We start from the raw sequence: 15,821 nt of genomic DNA, 5'->3' as shown, positions 1-15,821 counted from the left end.
CTTTTCAGCTGGCTTGTCCCCCTGTCAGGTTTATGGCTGTCAGATTATAGCATTTACACCTATCCCGATGTGATGGTGATTAAAGGTCAACCTCTCTATCAAGGTAATAGTCAATCTAACGTGATCAATCCTTTAATTATTGTCGAAGTTCTCTCTAATTCTACCCAAGCTTATGACCGAGGGGATAAGTTTAAATTCTATCGTTCTCTGCCAACTTTTCAGGAATATATTCTGATCGAACAATCTAGTTATAGTGTGGAACGTTACTATAAACAAAAGGATGATCAATGGTTAATTGATTTCGTCACGGGGGAAAATGCGGTTTTACAATTGGTGTCGGTGGATTGGCAGATTTCTTTTCAAGATTTATATCAAAGAGTCAATTTCGACCTAGCAGAAACCTAAAATTAAAAGAAAGGTGAAAAAGAGTCGCTGTCAAGAAACTCATCATTTAATTAGCTTGGCAATGAATAGCTAATCTTTTTTGGTATAATAGACGGACTACTATATGTTAAATCTATGGAAGCTCTAGATTTTTCCGATCAACTACAATGGACCGCAGAAGCAAAAGCAAAACTAAAAAATATTCCCTATTTTGTTCGTTCCCAAGCGCGTCAAAGGATAGAAGAATTAGCTCGTCATGCCGGTTCCGATCGAGTTACCGTGGAAATGGTAGAACAGGCTAGAGTAGAATTCGGACAGTAGATTTTTAGCCGCCAATTTGGGACATAGTACGGGTATAAATGCCGCTTGATGTGCCAGAATCACGCAGTTTAAAGTTTATTTCTGCTTTCAGTTCCATTAATTTCTGGACTTTTTCCCTGATTTCTGCCGGCGAAATTCCCTGACGGAGGGCGGTTTTTAGGTCAATTTGTCCGGTTTCGTTAAGGAGACAGGGACGCAACCAACCATCGGCCGAGAGACGTAGGCGGTTACAGCGATCGCAAAAACATTCCGACATCTGACTGATAAAGCCAATTGTACCCTTAGCCCCCGGAATTTGAAAAACATCGGCTGGACCATTTCCCCGCACTTGACCCTCATTTAAGCCCCATTTTGCCCGAATTCGCCCCCTTAATTCCTCGTTCGCGATCCAAGCTTTTTCTTGAAATAAATCACCGTTACCGATGGGCATAAACTCGATAAAACGGACGTGCCAACGCTTCTCGATGGTCAAAGCCGCTAAATCCTCCACTTCTGCCTCATTTATCCCCGGAATTACCACCACATTCAATTTTAAGGGGTCAAAACCCACTCTCTGGGCCGCTTGAATACCTGCCCAAGTTTTTTGCCAACGACTCCGGCCGCGATTACCGATAATTTTATCGAAAGTGTCGGGGTCGAGGGAGTCTAAACTGATATTAATCCGTCTTAGTCCGGCTTCATACAACATTTCGGCTAAATTGTCAAGTAAATAGCCATTGGTGGTCAAGGCTAAATCGCTAGTAGCAGATAAAGAGGCGATATCGCGCACAATCTCCACTACTTCGGGATGTAAGAGAGGTTCCCCACCAGTAAGGCGAAATTTGCGGAAACCGAGGGGAATAAAGACATTTTTGACTAAAGTAAGAATTTCCTCCCGGGTGAGTAAATCTTGCGGTCGAACATAGGCCAATTCTGCATCCTCAGGCAGACAATACTGACAGCGAAAGTTACAGCGATCGATTAAACTAATCCTGAGATAGTCGATTTGGTTCATGTTCACGGGCAAATACCGTTATAAAACTTCATGAATTTATCATAACAATTCCGGCTCGATCGATATCTAGACATCGGCTACATCTAGATTTTAGTCTATGATGACAATAGATTTGCTCAATGGCAAGAGCAAATAAAGATTGGTAAGTTTGATAATTTTTCTTGATTGTACTTAAGTAGGTAGGCGTTAAAAATTATCAGACACCCCCCTTATCAAGGGTAGCGTTGATTCATGAATCAACCCTACCTTATCAAGGGGGGCAGGGGGGATCGAACCTAAAATCGATTTTTAATTTAATTATAACCAGCTACTTAACACCAGCAAGAAATATTAACCAATCCTCTAGATATAGACAAACAGAATACTATCTAAATTGAGCGAGCCAGTAATGCTATGATCAAAAAATAATTATCTTGAGATGGTAATTTGTGTGATGTTACCTTTTTTACTACCCATTGCCCAAACTCCTCCTATTGTAGAAATAATTCGACCGGTGCAGGTGCGTCCTTTACCGAATCAACTAGATCAAGTTCCCGTTTTTAATAGTAATAGTCCCGAATTATTGCTAGGAGAAGGGATTTTGCTTTCGACTTTTCCCCCCCAAGAGAAAAGTTTTCCCTCGGCCCATTTAAATTATGCTTTTCAGGGACGCTTTGATATTTTTGCCCACCATATAGCGAGGGGGAGTTTTCCCGATAATTTACGCAGCCTTTATCTGGGTATATTACTCCACAATCCTAGTTCTAATCCCGTGACCGTTAAAATTCTGCAAGGAGCTAGTTATTTGAGTCAACCCGATGCAGCTTTTATCGATTTACCCGCACAAGTGGAAAATAATCAGGGGACGGTTTTTGCTGGGCCGGGAAGTCGGGTAATGGGGGATATTTTAATGGGGCAGCGTCAGGATATTTTTCCCGATAGGATTATTATTCCGGCGGGGGAGAGTGTTATGGTCTTAAATGCGGCGATTCCCGTGCGCGATTTGACTCCCCCTTTAAACGGTAGGTCCACTTATCTCCGTCTGGAAAGTGACGGTCTTCTCTACGCTGCTAGTTTAGCTCTTTATGCACCCTTAGACGAAAATGGGCAGGAAAGACCACCAAATCTGACAGAGTGGCAAAATTTGCTAGAAAAAGGCAATTTATCGACTCCGCGGGATCGAGCGCCCACTCCTCCCCATAGTCAAGGACAGATAATTTATGGACGGGTAGCGGGGGTGTCCCAAGGTTCAGCTTGGCCAGCCCGATTGGTCGATCGAGCTTCTTTATGGTTAAATATTCCTGATTCTGGTCAATCTATAGCCTATGGGATTAGCACCCTACCCGGGGGCAAACTGGGAACGGAACAAAATCAAAGTGCTAGTATGTTAGTTCGCTATCCCGATACGGCCTATCAAGCTCATGGTAATTACGGTGTGGAATATAGGTTAAGTTTACCTCTATTTAATCGAAGTGATGAGGCGAAAACGGTGACTATTGCGCTAGAAACACCGATTAAAGAGGATATTATTGGGCAGGGTTTGCGTTTTCTCGATCCGGCTGCCCCACAAGTGTTTTTTCGGGGAACAGTAGCCGTCAATTATAGCGATGACCAAGGACAGGCACAAAGCAGATTTTTCCATCTCGTCCAAAGACGCGGACAAGAGGGGCAATCTTTAGTGACTCTGACTATTCCTCCCGGGGATTGGCATATAGTACAGGTAAATTTTTTATATCCACCAGATGCGACTCCTCCGCAGGTTTTAACGATTAAGACCGAGTAGAACAAGTTTAAAATTGGCCGTTAACGATCGCAATATTCCATTGACCGTCTTGGTTGGTTTCAAAGGCAATTTGGCGACCATCACCGCTAATGGTGGGATTGCGGACGCTTCCCCGCAGGTTAGCGGTTAACAGGGTTGCACGGGACCGGGAACGATCATAAACCATGACATCACTTTTACCGCGTTCGCTGGAGATATAGGCAATTAAACGACCGTCAGCATTCAGAGATGGCTGATCTTGGCTAGAATCGCTACGATTTAGGTTAGGAAGATTAACTAGGCGCTTTTCTTGCAGATCGAATAAATATATACTACGACGACCGGAGCGATCGGAAGCGAAGGCTAAATAGCGACCATCAGCACTATAACTGGGAAATTGATCGGGAGCAAAACTATTTAAACCACCGGCGGGAACTTGAGGAGTGATCAAAAGAGGGGAATTACAGCCACTTATCCCCGATAACAGCCCAAAAGAGGCCAAAAATCGCCCCAGCCAGACAAAAAAAATTTTTTCTTTCATCTTGACTTTTGACCCCAAATGTGCTAGTAACTTTCTTCCTTGCCGACGGTTTTGAGGGTAAGTAGTTGATTGCCTTGACTGAGACTATCGGCGATCGCTTCTCGAATCGGCAGGTCAATAGTGGTTTCAGCGAGGATTTCTTGGGCTTTTTGCCGCAAATCTGCCCCAGTATCGGCATCTACTTGGTCTAGATCGAGTAATTCTTGCGATAGCTGTTCGATCGAATTCGGGTTAGTCATAGCTCAGGCTCCCAACAAGCTTAATTACAATGCCATGGTAAAGAGGATCCCTCTCTACCATGGGATTTTTTGGCTTTAATTCAGGATTGATCCCAATCCAACTTTAAAAACCCAGTTATGAATTGTTTCCCACTTCCCCACTTCCCTCAAAAAAATTTTCCCAGAGGTGCTTGACATAACCCTGATGATGAAGTTACAATCAGAAATGTGGCAAAAATGGGATTGTAGTTCAATTGGTTAGAGCACCGCCCTGTCACGGCGGAAGTTGCGGGTTCGAGCCCCGTCAATCCCGTAAAAATCTAGATTAGAGTCGCCCAGGGCCAGTTAACCTGTGGGCAGTAGGATGAATAAACAGGAGCCTACTGCCTAGATTGGTTCTAATTTACCGATAAACCGGCATTAGCTTGAATATAATCGGGTAATTCAATCTTTACCGGTTGTACCCGCCAGATTTCCTCGCAGTATTCCCGAATCGATCGATCGCTAGAGAATTTTCCCATGCGGGCCACATTAAGAATCGCTAAACGACTCCAATGTTCTTGATCTTTATAGGCACGACCGACTCCTTCCTGACAGTCGATATAGGATTGATAATCAGCCAGTAACATATAGGGATCATCGTAGATAAGATTATCCACGAGCGGACGGAATAAACTACTATCACCCCGGCTAAAAAATCCCGAACCAATGAGGTCTAATACTGCCCGCAATTCTTCGTTATGGTAATAGTATTCTTGGGGATTATAACCGGCGGCTTTCTTAGCATAAACCTCCTCGGTTGTCAAGCCAAAAAGAAAGAAATTTTCCGCTCCCACCTCTTCACGAATTTCGATATTTGCCCCATCGAGAGTGCCGATAGTTAAGGCCCCATTCATGGAGAATTTCATATTACCGGTTCCCGAAGCTTCTTTCCCGGCGGTGGAAATTTGTTCAGACAAGTCGGCAGCTGGATAAACCCGTTGACCGAAGGTGACATTATAATCGGGTAGGAAAACCACTTTTAAACGTCCTCCAATCGTCGGATCATTATCGATCACTTCTGCCACAGAATTAATCAATTTAATGATTAATTTTGCCATAAAATAACCCGGGGCTGCCTTACCACCGAAAATAAAGGTACGGGGGGTAATATCGAGATTGGGATTATTTTTGAGACGATGATAGAGAGTGACGATATGTAAAACGTTGAGATGTTGCCGTTTATATTCATGAATGCGTTTTACCTGCACATCAAAGAGGGTACTAGGATCAACTTTAATGCCGACTTTTTTAGCGATATAATTGGCTAAATCTGCCTTAATATCGTATTTAATTCGTCGCCAATAGTCCCGAAATACCCCATCATCCACATAGTTTTCTAAACCGCGTAAATCCTCCAGATGTTTAATCCAATTTTCGCCGATTTTTTCGGTAATGGCAAAAGTCAAGCGGGGATTACTAGAAACTATCCAGCGCCGGGGAGTAACTCCATTGGTTTTGTTGCTAAACTTTTCGGGAAAGAGTTCATAGAAATCGCGCAGAACATCTTTTTTCAGTAATTCTGTATGGAGGGCTGCCACCCCATTAATTGCCTGGGAACCCACACAGGCAAGGTGAGCCATACGGACGTATTTTTCGCCGCTTTCATCGATTATAGATAAACGGGACATTTTGCCATCATCATGGGGATAAATAATGCGAATTTTATCCAAGAAACGATAGTTAATTTCGTAGATAATTTCCATTAATCGGGGGAAAAGACGACCAAAAATACTCAAAGGCCATTTTTCTAAAGCTTCTGGCAAAAGAGTATGATTGGTGTAAGCGAAGGTATTTTGAGTAATAAACCAAGCTTTATCCCAATCGAAATGATGCACATCAATTAACAAGCGCATTAACTCGGCTACCCCGACGGAAGGGTGAGTATCATTCAATTGTACTGACCATTTTTGATGAAAATTATCGAGACTGGGGTTCTCATGTAAGTGAATACGAATCAGATCCTGTAGGGAACAGGAAACAAAGAAATATTGCTGTTCTAAACGCAGTTCTTTGCCTTGAATTGGTTCATCGTTAGGATAGAGAACTTTACTGATATTTTCCGAGTGAACTTTATTATCCACCGCACCATAATAATCGCCGCGATTAAAGCGACCAAAATCAAAAGATTCACAAGCTTCTGATTTCCAGAGACGCATGGTATTAGCGGTGTTAACTCGATAGCCGAGAATTGGGGTATCGTAGGGAATTCCTTTGACTACATAATCGGGAATCCAATGACTGCGATAATTACCATTTTCGTCGGTATAGGATTCGGTATAACCGCCAAATTTTACCTCTACCGATGATTCCGGTCGGGCAATTTCCCAGGGATTTCCATACTGTAACCACTTATCGGTTATTTCTACCTGCCAACCGTCGTGAATTTCTTGATCAAAGATACCAAATTCGTAGCGAATACCGTAACCAATAGCCGGAATTTCTAGGGTAGAAAGGGAATCTAAATAACAGGCAGCTAAACGACCTAAACCACCATTTCCTAACCCCGGTTCTTCTTCCTGGGCAATTAATTCTTCTAGTTTTAATCCCGATTCGCTGACAGCTTTCTGGACCTGTTCGTAGATACCGAGATTAATTAAATTATTAGCCAAATGGGGACCGACTAAAAATTCGGCCGAGAGATAACAAACGGTTCTGACATCTTTTTTTAGATAGGTTTGTTGGGTGGTTAACCAACGCTGCAATAAACGATCGCGGATGGTATAGGCTAGGGCCATGTAAAGATCGTTTTTGCTGGCTAATTCCGGTAATTTACCTTGAATATAGAGTAAATTATCCCTTAAAGCCCGTCGGATAGTTTCTGTGTCTAATCCCGTTCTGTCATCTTCGATGATAATCGGACAAACAAAACTCGTGTCTGGAGATGTATCCATAGGAGTGTTTTTACTGAAGATTGGCTGCTCTTAGTTTAAGATAACCCGCCCTGAAATTGTATCAAGAAAAGCTTAAATCTTGACTAAGATTAAGGTATAGTAATGACATAGTTAATAGGAAGTGAAAACAGGGGAAAGTTTGAGCAATGCGTGCTTTTGTGACGGGTGGAACGGGTTTTATCGGGGCGAATTTAGTGCGATTGCTTTTAGTCGAAGGCTACCAAGTGCGCGTCCTCGTCCGTCCCCAGAGTAATCTCAGAAATTTGCGGGGTTTAGACGTGGAAATTGTCCGGGGTAATTTAAATGATGAGAACTTATTTAAATTAATGGTCGGATGCGAAGTTCTCTTTCATGTAGCGGCGCACTATTCTCTCTGGCAAAAGGATAGACATCAACTCTACCAAAACAATGTTTTAGGTACAAGAAATGTGCTAGAATCGGCGCATTTAGCGGGAGTTGCCAGAATAGTTTATACCAGTTCTGTGGCGGCTATTGGAGTGGGTAAAAAGGGTGAAAGTGTCGATGAAACTTATCAAAGTCCCGCCCATCAATTGGTGGGTTATTATAAAAAATCAAAGTATTGGGCAGAACAGGAAGCATTGAAAGCAGTGCAAAGAGGACAGGATATCGTTATAGTTAATCCTAGTACGCCCATAGGAGCCTTTGATCTTAAGCCTACACCCACTGGCGACATTATTCTCCGTTTTTTGCGGCGAAAAATGCCCGCTTATGTGAATACGGGATTAAATCTAATTGATGTGCGCGATGTGGCCTGGGGACATTTATTAGCTTTAGAAAAGGGCAGAACTGGCGAAAGATATATTTTAGGTCATCAAAACACTTCTTTAAAAACTTTGTTGACAGAATTAGCCGAAATTACCAGCATAAATGCCCCGAAAATTGTTTTACCTTTTTGGATTCCTTTACTAATAGCTTGGCTGGATGAAAAAGTTCTTCCTGTCTTCGGAAAATCGCCCTCTATACCCCTTGATGGCGTGAAAATGTCAAAACAGTCCATGTACTACGATTCCTCGAAGGCAGTGCAAGAACTGGGCTTACCGCAATCGCCGATTAGACAAGCTTTAGCTGATGCTATCGATTGGTTTCAAACCAATGGAGACATTACTTATTAAGACTGAGTAGGAAGGGAAAAAGATGGTCTCAATTGTGCTGAAATGCTTAAGTAGTTAGGTGTTAAAAGTTGTCAGACACCCCCCTTATCAAGGTAGTAGGGTTGATTCATGAATCAACCCTACTATGAATCAACCCTAGGGACAGGGGGGATCAGACGCAAAATCTATTTAATAATTCATCTAGGAAAACCTGTTCTTGCTAAAATAACTCCAATTTTAAGCGCAATCATCCCCCCAAAAACACTGCCGAGCCAATAAATTAAACCGAAAGTCAAGTTTCCCTGCTCTAAAAATTTGTTGACCTCCAAACTATAGGTAGAAAAAGTTGTATAGGAACCACAAAAACCCGTGGCAATCATCAATCCTAATTCTGGGGCAATTATGCGAATATTTTCCCCGACTATAGTAAAGATGTAGCCAATAATTAAACAGCCAGAAAGATTAACAAAAAATGTTCCTAAAAATCCCCATTCTTGACCGAAAATACTTGTAATTAATTCTCCGATATAAAAACGACTCAAAGCCCCAAAAATAGCCCCAATCGCCACGGATAAACTATAACGTCCCCTGAAAAAATTCATGGATTTGTCCTGCTCTTAAATAGTAGATAAATTGGAGAATTAAGTAGCTGGTTATAATTAAATTAAAAAATGGATTTTAGGTTCGATACCCCCTTAATCCCCCCTTGATAAGGGGGGCATCTGATAGTTTTTAACGCCTACCTACTTAACCTAGAAAAACTTGGGCAATAGCTGCCCCGATTCTCACGGCAATCAATCCGAAAATGATACTAGCAACGGCAAAAACAAGACTGAGAAAATTTTGTTGATTGCGCCAGAGGATCAGGATATCTAAACTATAGGTAGAAAAGGTGGTATAAGCTCCTAAAAATCCCGTTCTCACCATTAAATCTAGTTGGTGGGAATAAAAGGGAACACTGGGTAAAATAGCCCAAAAAAAGCCGATAGCTAGACAGCCAGTTAAATTAATAATAAAGGTTCCATAGGGAAAGCGCAAGCCGAATTTTGCTTTTGTCCATTCGGTAATATGATAACGAGATAACGCCCCCGGAACCGCTCCTGCTACAATTGCGAAAACATCGTTCAAATCTGACATTGTCTCTAATTTTTTTGCTATCTTTGCCTAGGCTCTATGATAATTGATGCGGTTATCGATCGCATGGCCGATATTTTCAGGGGTGTTATTGTTGAGGACAACCCTCTGACTTTAAAATAAAGGGATGAAAACTCAACCGCGTAAACGTTTTGGACAACATTGGTTAAAAGATGAATCGATACTCGATCGCATCATCAGCGCCGCTAATTTACAATCAGAGGATCGGGTATTAGAAATCGGTCCGGGTACAGGCATTTTAACCCGTCGTCTTCTCGATGGCGCTCAATTGGTTGTCGCTGTAGAAATCGATCGAGATCTATGGACAATTTTAAATAAAAAATTTGGCCAACAAGATAACTTTCATCTCATCCCAGGCGACTTTCTTACCCTTAAACCCGAGCAACTGCCGCCAGTTAATAAGGTAGTGGCTAATATTCCCTATAATATCACCGGTCCGATCCTGGAAAAGCTGCTCGGTTCGATCGCCCATCCCTTCACCCCCCCTTACCAGAGTATTACCCTCTTAGTCCAGAAAGAAGTCGCCGAAAGATTAGTCGCTGTCCCCTCCACCAAAGCTTACAGTGCTTTGAGCGTCCGCATTCAATACCTTGCCGATTGTCAATGGATTTGTGATGTCCCCCGGCGGTCTTTTTCCCCACCTCCCCAGGTTGATTCGGCGGTAATTCAGCTTTTACCCCGTGTTTTGCCGAAAAATGTCAGTAATGCTGCCTTTTTGTCCACTTTAATTAGCTGGGGTTTTGCCAACCGGCGCAAAATGTTACGCAATAATCTAAAAAATTATCTAGATAGCGATCGATTAAGCCAAATCCTGACACAATTAGAGATTAATCCCCTCGCTCGCGCCGAAGATCTCAGTTTATCGCAATGGATTGACTTGGCGGAAAAATTAGGTCAATTGCCAAAATTTTAGATTTTTTTTCTTGACAAATGCACAGTTATACCCTTCTAGCCCCCGCTAAAATTAACTTATATCTAGAAATCGTTGGCGATCGCCCCGATGGTTTCCACGAGTTAGTGATGGTGATGCAGACGGTGGCATTATGCGATCGCATCACTCTCCGGCCCAACGGATTGCAGGAATTCCGTCTCTTTTGCCATCATCCCCTCGTCCCCCAAGATAGCAGTAATCTCGCCCATCGCGCCGCCACTTTGATGGCGAGGGAATTCCCCCGCATCTTTGCCAATTACGGCGGCATCGATATCAGCATCGACAAATATATTCCCGTGGCTGCCGGTTTAGCGGGGGGGTCCACCAACGCGGCGGCGGTGTTAGTCGGCATCGATTTAATCTGGGAATTAGGCTTAACCCGTCCGGAATTAGAAACTTTGGCGGCAAGATTGGGCTCCGATACTTCCTTTTGTGTGACAGGAGGAACGGTTATCTGTACGGGAAGGGGAGAAATTCTCGATCCGATCGCTCCTCTAACCGGATTATGGGTGATTTTAGCCAAATACGATCATTTATCCGTTTCTACACCCTGGGCCTACCAAAGCTATCGGCAAAAATTTCAAGATACCTATCTGTCTTCTCCAGAGGAATTTCATCACCGTCGTCAGCAGGTGAGTTCTGGGGCTTTGGTACAAGCGATCGCCCAGAAAAAACCAGCCGCTATCGGCAAATTTATCCACAATGACCTCGAAAAGGTGGTTTTACCCGAATTTACCCTCGTAGCCCAGTTAAAACAGGTTCTAGGGGATTTAGGCGGCTTGGGAACGATGATGTCAGGCTCTGGTCCGACGGTTTTTACTCTCTGTTCATCTCAGGAAGTGGCGGAAACTATCGTTAAAGAGGCCCGGGAAATTCTCGTCGCTCCCGATCTACAATTTTGGATAGCTCCAATCACCGATACAGGCATTCAAGTGACTTGAGAAAATGACAATTAACCGCCTTTACCAAGACAACCAAACTCGCGGAATAATTGCCTCTCGATCGCTCATTTCTCGCCTTAAAATTTGCCAAACCTGCTGAAACCATTGTCGCACTTCACCGCTAGAATTGCCCCGATAACGACACAAAAGACCATCTCCTAAAGTGCTAGTAACTCCCATCTCTCCTTCTAGGGAAAAATCTCTCACTTTCTCAATTAAATTTCTGCCCACCGGTTGACCGATATAAACTAAAGTACCGATCAGGGCGCTATCATTTAAACCGGAAAATCCCTCGATCATTTTACCACCCAACAGGCAGGAGCGATCAAGCCATAAAGGTTGTCCAGATCGCCAAATTTCCCAATTAGAATGCCATTCTCCCGCTAAAAATTTCTCCCCTCGCGCACTGCGACCAAAACGGGTAATTTCCCATCCCAACCAACTGCTATTTTCCCCTAAATCCACTCGTAAATGTTGGCGAAATGCCGCCCCATTAAAGATAATTGTTTCTTGAGGTAGCCATTCTAAACTGGCATTGTCATCGATTTTAATCTCGATTAATTGCTGTGCCATCTGACCATTACTCTGGTAAACTTTTCCAGCAGAAGCAGTGGTAATCAGGGCATTAGTAGCGGCTTGGAGATGAATTTTTTGTTGAAGAACATCACCCCCAACTATTCCCCCCGCAGTGTGTAAAATCACCGTGTGACAAAGGTTTTTTCCCTCGGGATAAAAAGGTCTTTGTACTTTTAAAGGGGCGGTAGCATAGAGGTGATTAATCTCGGTTGCGAGATTTTTTTGCTTGTAAATTAGTTCTAGGTTTCCCTGCCACATTATTGATCCTCGGTCATGGTTTCTAGAAATTGCCGATAATTTTCGGGACTGAGATTAATTTTAACTTCTATTTGCTGTTCTTTATCCCTGAACAGTAAAATATATTCACTTGCCGCTTTTTTGCCGACCATGAGAGGATTTTTTAGCTCGAATTTTTGATAAACCAGATGGGGTTTCGTCACCCGAATAACTAAACTAGCTTGGGATTGGGGATAAATATATAACTGCTCCTGTTCCCGATCTAAAATTAATTGTTTAGGTGTCATGCTTCTTTCGTCAGCAAAAGTAGATTTATGCCAATAGAGGGTAATCCCACGAATTTGGGGCATTTGAATGCTAAATTTTTCATCAAAACCTTGCCGCTCCCAATTAATATCTTCCAGAGAGCCAGTATCGGGAATTAAACGCTGTTGCCAGAAGACTTCCTTAAGATTTAAATCTTGCCACCATTGGCTAATAATTTGGAAATTCTCCAGATTATCGGGGTGGGGATTGGCACTTTGCCAGAGGAGAGGAGTAAGCATTTTGGGGGAATTTTTGCGCTCGGAAAATCAGGATAATAGCGTTCGCTAGAGTTAAGGGATCATTAAGCTCAATCATCATCGATTCTTGAGCTGCCGATCGGGCCATAATATTAACTCTCGATCGCATTTTTATTTTATCCTAAATTATCGAGGGAAAAACTGCTAAAAGTGGTCTTCATCGGCGATCGTCAGCCGCCAGCCCAGAAAACTGAGGGAAGATCAGATAGCATTCCCACAATTTTGCAGGTTGAAATTCTAACACCGACTAACCGGTGCTTAGGATACAGGTATGAGGTAATCATCCCCTTTTCTATGGACGATCTAGACACAGACGTAGATGATACCACGGACGATAATTCCGAGGATAGTTCCTTTTCTTGGAATGATTCTTGTCAGTATATTGATGGAGATCAAGAACTTCTCTGGAAAACCGAATTTGGACTAACAAGCTTTAATAATAATGGTGAGCCAATATTTGTTTGCTATTCTTGGCAATACTACCTTGCTGCGACAGTCAAATATACCTGGAAATTCATCGCTAAATTTACCTCCAGAAATGCAGTGGGTTTATGCTATTTTAAAAGGGATTCGTCTTCTTGGCAAAGCTCCGATCCGTCGCACATCAAGACGACAGCCTTCCTTATTAAAGGTGGCAAGTCAGAAGATTATCGATTTCTCAACGTTTGTTTCTGGCACTTTTTTGCCTAAAAAAGTGGCAAAACCGTTTTCTAGTAAGGCTTTCAGTAATTTTCAGCAAGCCCTAGATAAGTATTTTGACTCACGCCCCTTCCTCTTTTGAGACGTTGTGACACTTAGGGTGCGGAATGTGGGTTTTGAGATTTTGTCCCTTGCTCGGCTGTCAAAATGGTAAAAGCGGAAGACCGGCTGGATTCCCTAAACAAATAAAAGCAGCCCAATACTTAGGAGCTTCATAAGGGCGTTCTAAATCAGATTTTTGACTTAATTCACGCAAATGGGCAGCAGTTCCTATACTGTGTTTTTCTGCCGATTTGATGGCATCTTCCGTTAGCCATTGGGAACGCATTTTGGCGATGGTGAGACGCTGGAGGCTAGATTTGGCTTTTCTCAAAGCTTCTGCTTTGCTAAGTTTGGCTTTCAGGAGATAATAATAGAAATACTGCATTAAGATAGTGGTAGCCACATCCTCCACTTTCCAAAGGCTGATAATAACGGTTTTTGCTCCTGCTTGGATGAAGGAACGACGCAAACCGATGAGGGTTTCTCCTGTGTAGAGGTCTCCTAAGGCGGTTTCACAGGCGGATGTTACTACTAACTCTGTCCCTGCTAAGTTGATAGATTGCACGTCTAGGGAAGTTAATAAGCCATCTTCGGCTTCTTCGGGTAGTTTACCGCCGTTTAACATCGTATTCACCCCCGCAAAGGCTAAACCTGAACGCAACAGGGGATTTTGCCTGGTGCCGACTTGGAATCTTTCTGAGGCGGAAAGACTCGATAACATGAAGTTTTGGTTAATTGTGTCCAGTTCGGGGGTTATATCGCCGAGAAAGTAGCCATGAGTAGCGATATGGAGAATATACGGGGCTTTTTGGGCTTTGGAGACAAGAGGTTTTAAAGCTTTGGCGGCGGTAACGGGTTTGACTCTGAGTATTTTAGCGATTTTTTCGCCTTCGATTTCGGTGCCGGGGAGGGAGTTGAATATTTGTCCTTGTCTAGAGGTGGCTAAATTGCGTAAGGATGGTTTAAAGGGGAATTTTTCCTCATTTTCGGCAGTTGAGGGCGTGTTTTCGGGACTAGCTAAGTTATAGTCAGGGTTAGCGATAACGAGAGGATAGGTGACTTTTGCGGGAATTTTGGCTTTAAAGCGCAGGATATCTCGTCCTACATTTAAGAAGTTGCAGCGATATTCATCCATTAAGTAGCTGCCTTTATCGGTGGGTAAAATTTCAAAGGGTAAGCAGTTTAATTCGCCATCGGGACAGATAATTAATTCTTGGGTGAGATAAGGCTCGATTTTGTCAAATATAAGCTTGCTTAGTTCAATTTTTGGCGATATATCCTCTTTTTTCTTAAATACGGCCACACTTAATCCTCGTGGGTTTTCTACCGATTCCCGAAACTCTTTCACTAATTTGTCTATGGGTTCAGCTTCTCCTAAATCTATCATAGTTAGCTGTTCTGGGGCTTGGGCAGGTAGGATAAAGGCGAGATAGCGAGGGGGAAAGGATGCAGCGTCACCGTTGGCGGGAATTGCCGGAAAATTGTAGTTATTAAACCTGAAAAATTCAATTAGAGTAGTTCCTTGTGGTAATTCTAAGGCGATGGTACGAAAATCAGCGTTTTGCAGTTCTTTTTCGAGGTTAAGTTCGGGGATATTTAATTCTCGTTCGAGGTTTTCTGCTTGTTGTTCGAGGGATTTAATTTCTTGTTGGTAGTAGGGAAGTTGTTCGGGGGTGGGTATATCAAAACAGCGTTTGGCGAGTTGTTGCCTAATTTGTTGCCATTGTTGGAGTTTGGGGGCAAGATGGGCGTATTGTTGGGATAATAGGGCGATTTTTTGCAGGATGGCGGTTTCGGTTGCGATCGCTTTTCGTCTTAAGATGAGGTTATAGGCAGATTGTACCGCTTCGGGGCTATTAGGAAAGTGTTGGAAAACAAGGGAGAGAAATGTTTCTACTATATGGTAGTTTTTGGCAAGATAGTTGATGCGTTGCTTATCGGTGCTAATGCTAAAGATGGTCGAGATAGTTTTTAAATCAATATCTGCCGCTTCTTGCATTAATTTTAGTGCTTCTTCTGGGCGGTTGGTTGCTGTGTATAAAAGGGCTAAATTATTGAGAAAAAGAGCATAATTAGGGTGATCAGTACCTAAACTTTTACCATGAATTTCGAGAGCTTGTTGAAAGAGAGGTAAAGCTTGCTCATACCGTCCCATTGACCGATATAATGCGGCTAAGTTATTCAGAGAAGTGGCATAGCCAGGGTGGTCAGTACCTAAACTTTTACCACGAATTTCGAGAGCTTGTAGAGAGAGAGGTAAAGCTTGCTCATACTGTCCCATTGACCGATATAATCCGCCTAAGTTATTCAGAGAACCAGCATAGTCAGGATGGTCAGTACCTAGAATTTTACTACGAATTTCGAGAGCTTGTAGAGAGAGAGGTAAAGCTTGCTCATACTGTCCCATTGACTGATATAATACGGCTAAATTAT

General features: G+C 42.9%; 17 protein-coding genes and 1 tRNA gene. 8 read left to right on the top strand and 10 right to left on the bottom strand.

The features are described 5' to 3' along the window. Nucleotides 1–405: Uma2 family endonuclease (locus tag IM500_RS11565; protein ID WP_287738470.1), on the top strand; the 405-nt coding region annotated here is incomplete at its 5' end. A 114-nt stretch (nt 406–519) separates the two neighbouring features. Then, nucleotides 520–705, top strand: a complete 186-nt coding sequence (locus tag IM500_RS11560; protein ID WP_002771508.1) for a PCP reductase family protein — start codon at nt 520–522, stop codon at nt 703–705. Between the two features lie 4 nt (nt 706–709). Here the strand turns inward: IM500_RS11560 and moaA are convergent, their stop codons facing one another. Beyond that, the gene (gene moaA, locus IM500_RS11555; protein ID WP_190722582.1) at nt 710–1,699 is read right to left on the bottom strand and encodes a GTP 3',8-cyclase MoaA; all 990 of its coding nucleotides are present in this window, start codon (nt 1,697–1,699) and stop codon (nt 710–712) included. A gap of 418 nt (nt 1,700–2,117) precedes the next feature. Between moaA and IM500_RS11550 the strand changes: the two genes are divergently transcribed. Further along, nucleotides 2,118–3,461 (top strand): DUF3370 domain-containing protein, encoded by a 1,344-nt coding sequence (locus IM500_RS11550; RefSeq protein ID WP_287738469.1) that lies wholly within the window; start codon nt 2,118–2,120, stop codon nt 3,459–3,461. Between the two features lie 7 nt (nt 3,462–3,468). On the opposite strand, the gene IM500_RS11545 is transcribed toward IM500_RS11550, so the two are convergent. Continuing rightward, the gene (locus tag IM500_RS11545) at nt 3,469–3,981 is read right to left on the bottom strand and encodes a TolB family protein (RefSeq protein WP_287738467.1); all 513 of its coding nucleotides are present in this window, start codon (nt 3,979–3,981) and stop codon (nt 3,469–3,471) included. 23 nt (nt 3,982–4,004) lie between these two features. Then, nucleotides 4,005–4,220, bottom strand: coding sequence for a hypothetical protein (locus tag IM500_RS11540; RefSeq protein WP_002761575.1), 216 nt, complete (start codon nt 4,218–4,220; stop codon nt 4,005–4,007). Nucleotides 4,221–4,438: 218 nt separating this feature from the next. Between IM500_RS11540 and IM500_RS11535 the strand changes: the two genes are divergently transcribed. Beyond that, a tRNA-Asp gene (locus IM500_RS11535) sits at nt 4,439–4,512 on the top strand. Nucleotides 4,513–4,597: 85 nt separating this feature from the next. Here the strand turns inward: IM500_RS11535 and IM500_RS11530 are convergent. Then, nucleotides 4,598–7,132, bottom strand: a complete 2,535-nt coding sequence (locus IM500_RS11530) for a glycogen/starch/alpha-glucan phosphorylase (RefSeq protein ID WP_287738465.1) — start codon at nt 7,130–7,132, stop codon at nt 4,598–4,600. Between the two features lie 146 nt (nt 7,133–7,278). Between IM500_RS11530 and hpnA the strand changes: the two genes are divergently transcribed. Continuing rightward, nucleotides 7,279–8,265: a hopanoid-associated sugar epimerase gene (hpnA, locus tag IM500_RS11525; protein ID WP_190722585.1), complete on the top strand. Its 987-nt coding sequence runs from the start codon at nt 7,279–7,281 to the stop codon at nt 8,263–8,265. Between the two features lie 176 nt (nt 8,266–8,441). On the opposite strand, the gene crcB (IM500_RS11520) is transcribed toward hpnA, so the two are convergent. Next, the gene (crcB, locus tag IM500_RS11520; protein WP_287738464.1) at nt 8,442–8,846 is read right to left on the bottom strand and encodes a fluoride efflux transporter CrcB; all 405 of its coding nucleotides are present in this window, start codon (nt 8,844–8,846) and stop codon (nt 8,442–8,444) included. A gap of 145 nt (nt 8,847–8,991) precedes the next feature. Then, nucleotides 8,992–9,381: a fluoride efflux transporter CrcB gene (gene crcB / locus IM500_RS11515; protein ID WP_190722587.1), complete on the bottom strand. Its 390-nt coding sequence runs from the start codon at nt 9,379–9,381 to the stop codon at nt 8,992–8,994. Between the two features lie 124 nt (nt 9,382–9,505). Between crcB (IM500_RS11515) and rsmA the strand changes: the two genes are divergently transcribed. Beyond that, nucleotides 9,506–10,312, top strand: a complete 807-nt coding sequence (gene rsmA, locus IM500_RS11510; RefSeq protein WP_190722588.1) for a 16S rRNA (adenine(1518)-N(6)/adenine(1519)-N(6))-dimethyltransferase RsmA — start codon at nt 9,506–9,508, stop codon at nt 10,310–10,312. 17 nt (nt 10,313–10,329) lie between these two features. Next, nucleotides 10,330–11,271 (top strand): 4-(cytidine 5'-diphospho)-2-C-methyl-D-erythritol kinase, encoded by a 942-nt coding sequence (gene ispE / locus IM500_RS11505; RefSeq protein WP_287738462.1) that lies wholly within the window; start codon nt 10,330–10,332, stop codon nt 11,269–11,271. A 21-nt stretch (nt 11,272–11,292) separates the two neighbouring features. On the opposite strand, the gene IM500_RS11500 is transcribed toward ispE, so the two are convergent. From IM500_RS11500 to IM500_RS11490, 3 genes are read right to left on the bottom strand one after another with little or no spacing between them, the layout of a single operon-like run. Next, nucleotides 11,293–12,105 carry an urease accessory protein UreD gene (locus IM500_RS11500; protein WP_287738461.1) on the bottom strand — a complete coding sequence of 271 codons (813 nt, stop codon included), beginning with the start codon at nt 12,103–12,105 and terminating at the stop codon, nt 11,293–11,295. After that, entirely contained in the window at nt 12,105–12,629 is a 525-nt protein-coding gene (locus IM500_RS11495) for a hypothetical protein (protein ID WP_190722591.1), read from the bottom strand. Before IM500_RS11495 ends, IM500_RS11500 begins: the two co-directional genes overlap by 1 nt. Beyond that, nucleotides 12,583–12,756 (bottom strand): hypothetical protein, encoded by a 174-nt coding sequence (locus IM500_RS11490; RefSeq protein WP_190722592.1) that lies wholly within the window; start codon nt 12,754–12,756, stop codon nt 12,583–12,585. The genes IM500_RS11495 and IM500_RS11490 overlap by 47 nt, the downstream gene beginning before the upstream one ends. A 185-nt stretch (nt 12,757–12,941) precedes the next feature. Between IM500_RS11490 and IM500_RS11485 the strand changes: the two genes are divergently transcribed. Further along, a complete protein-coding gene (locus tag IM500_RS11485) occupies nt 12,942–13,337 on the top strand; it encodes a hypothetical protein (protein ID WP_242034673.1) in 396 nt (131 codons plus the stop codon). 151 nt (nt 13,338–13,488) lie between these two features. On the opposite strand, the gene IM500_RS11480 is transcribed toward IM500_RS11485, so the two are convergent. After that, nucleotides 13,489–15,821: CHAT domain-containing protein (locus tag IM500_RS11480; RefSeq protein ID WP_287738456.1), on the bottom strand; the 2,333-nt coding region annotated here is incomplete at its 5' end.

It is taken from the genome of Microcystis sp. M179S2 (genome assembly GCF_020245805.1).
GTDB classification, from domain to species: Bacteria; Cyanobacteriota; Cyanobacteriia; order Cyanobacteriales; family Microcystaceae; genus Microcystis; species Microcystis aeruginosa.
This window is presented reverse-complemented; position numbering and strand designations above follow the sequence as displayed.